2 rRNA genes (1 of these 2 running past the window's edge) are annotated in these 2,625 nt (G+C 52.9%); both read right to left on the bottom strand.

Annotation, left to right across the window (positions count from 1 at the left end):
- Window positions 1-53: 53 nt before the first annotated feature.
- Window positions 54-170: ribosomal RNA gene (gene rrf / locus ABE099_RS20555) — 5S ribosomal RNA — on the bottom strand.
- A 76-nt stretch (window positions 171-246) separates the two neighbouring features.
- A 23S ribosomal RNA gene (locus ABE099_RS20550) occupies window positions 247-2,625 on the bottom strand (it continues 273 nt past the right edge of the window).

The raw sequence follows: 2,625 nt of genomic DNA, 5'->3' as shown, positions 1-2,625 counted from the left end.
AGCTATCAGGGAATAGAGTCCATGAGATTGGTTTAGAATCTCATGGCTTGTCTGCTTGGCGGCGTCCTACTCTCCCAGGACCCTTCGGTCCAAGTACCATCGGCGCTGGAGGGCTTAACGGTCGTGTTCGGGATGGGTACGTGTGGAACCCCTCCGCCATCGCCACCAAACGTGGTGCTTTTGCTTACTTTAATCAAGGTTGTACCTTGAAAACTGAATCCGAAACGAAATGCTGCGTTTTAAATATTGGATAAGCCCTCGACCGATTAGTACCTGTCAGCTCCATACATTACTGTACTTCCACCTCAGGCCTATCTACCTCGTCGTCTTCAAGGGGTCTTACTAATTGGGAAATCTCATCTTGAGGTGGGCTTCACGCTTAGATGCTTTCAGCGCTTATCCCTTCCGCACTTAGCTACCCAGCTATGCTCCTGGCGGAACAACTGGTACACCAGCGGTGCGTCCATCCCGGTCCTCTCGTACTAAGGACAGCTCCTCTCAAATTTCCTACGCCCACGACAGATAGGGACCGAACTGTCTCACGACGTTCTGAACCCAGCTCGCGTACCGCTTTAATGGGCGAACAGCCCAACCCTTGGGACCTACTTCAGCCCCAGGATGCGATGAGCCGACATCGAGGTGCCAAACCTCCCCGTCGATGTGGACTCTTGGGGGAGATAAGCCTGTTATCCCCAGGGTAGCTTTTATCCGTTGAGCGATGGCCCTTCCATGCGGTACCACCGGATCACTAAGCCCGAGTTTCCTCCCTGCTCGACTTGTCAGTCTCGCAGTCAAGCTCCCTTTTGCCTTTGCACTCTTCGAATGATTTCCAACCATTCTGAGGGAACCTTGGGGCGCCTCCGTTACTTTTTAGGAGGCGACCGCCCCAGTCAAACTGCCCACCTGACACTGTCCCCGAACCGGTTTACGGTCCTAGGTTAGAACCTAGATACGATCAGGGTGGTATCCCAACATTGCCTCCACAGAAGCTGGCGCTCCTGCTTCCTAGGCTCCCACCTATCCTGTACAAATCGTACCCAAATTCAATATCAAGCTGCAGTAAAGCTCCATGGGGTCTTTCCGTCTTGTCGCGGGTAACCTGCATCTTCACAGGTATTAAAATTTCACCGGATCTCTCGTTGAGACAGCGCCCAAGTCGTTACGCCATTCGTGCGGGTCAGAATTTACCTGACAAGGAATTTCGCTACCTTAGGACCGTTATAGTTACGGCCGCCGTTTACTGGGGCTTCGGTTCATAGCTTCGGATTGCTCCTAACCACTCCCCTTAACCTTCCAGCACCGGGCAGGCGTCAGCCCGTATACTTCGCCTTACGGCTTCGCACAGACCTGTGTTTTTGCTAAACAGTCGCTTGGGCCTTTTCACTGCGGCCCCCTCGGGCTATTCACCCTACCGAGGCACCCCTTCTCCCGAAGTTACGGGGTCATTTTGCCGAGTTCCTTAACGAGAGTTCTTCCGCGCGCCTTAGAATTCTCTTCTCGCCTACCTGTGTCGGTTTNNGTTCATAACGGACTTTGGTGGTACAGGAATTTCAACCTGTTGTCCTTCGACTACGCCTTTCGGCCTCGCCTTAGGTCCCGACTTACCCTGAGTGGACGAGCCTTCCTCAGGAACCCTTGGGCTTTCGGCGGATCAGATTCTCACTGATCTTTTCGTTACTTATACCGGCATTCTCACTTGTATGCTGTCCACCAGTCCTTCCGGTCTGACTTCAACCTACATACAACGCTCCCCTACCCCTGATGCAAAGCATCAAGCCATAGCTTCGGTGGTGTGTTTAGCCCCGTTACATTTTCGGCGCAGAGTCACTCGACCAGTGAGCTATTACGCACTCTTTCAATGGTGGCTGCTTCTAAGCCAACATCCTGGTTGTCTGTGCAACTCCACATCCTTTCCCACTTAACACACACTTGGGGACCTTAGCTGATGGTCTGGGCTGTTTCCCTTTTGACAATGGATCTTAGCACTCACTGTCTGACTCCCGGATAATACGTCTATGGCATTCGGAGTTTGACTGAGCTTGGTAACCCTTGGCGGGCCCCGCACCCAATCAGTGCTCTACCTCCACGACGCTTCTTTCCGAGGCTAGCCCTAAAGCTATTTCGGGGAGAACCAGCTATCTCTGAGTTCGATTGGAATTTCTCCGCTACCCCCACCTCATCCCCGCATTTTTCAACATGCGTGGGTTCGGGCCTCCAGTGCGTGTTACCGCACCTTCACCCTGGACAGGGGTAGATCACTCAGTTTCGGGTCTACGTCCACGTACTATAATTCGCCCTATTCAGACTCGCTTTCGCTGCGGCTCCGGCTTCTCACCTTAACCTTGCACGGGAACGTAACTCGCCGGTTCATTCTACAAAAGGCACGCCATCACCCATATAGAGGGCTCTGACTTCTTGTAAGCACACGGTTTCAGGTTCTTTTTCACTCCCCTTCCGGGGTGCTTTTCACCTTTCCCTCACGGTACTGCTTCACTATCGGTCACTAGGGAGTATTTAGCCTTGGCAGATGGTCCTGCCGGATTCATACGGGGTTTCACGTGCCCCGCACTACTCGGGATCCGTCTCGGAGGGAACAGACTTTCAATTACAGGGCTTTTACCTTCT

This window comes from Paenibacillus turicensis (genome assembly GCF_050461185.1).
Taxonomy (GTDB): Bacteria; Bacillota; Bacilli; order Paenibacillales; family Paenibacillaceae; genus Fontibacillus; species Fontibacillus turicensis_A.
Note: the sequence above shows the minus strand (reverse complement) of the source record. Positions and strands in the feature narration are given on the sequence as shown.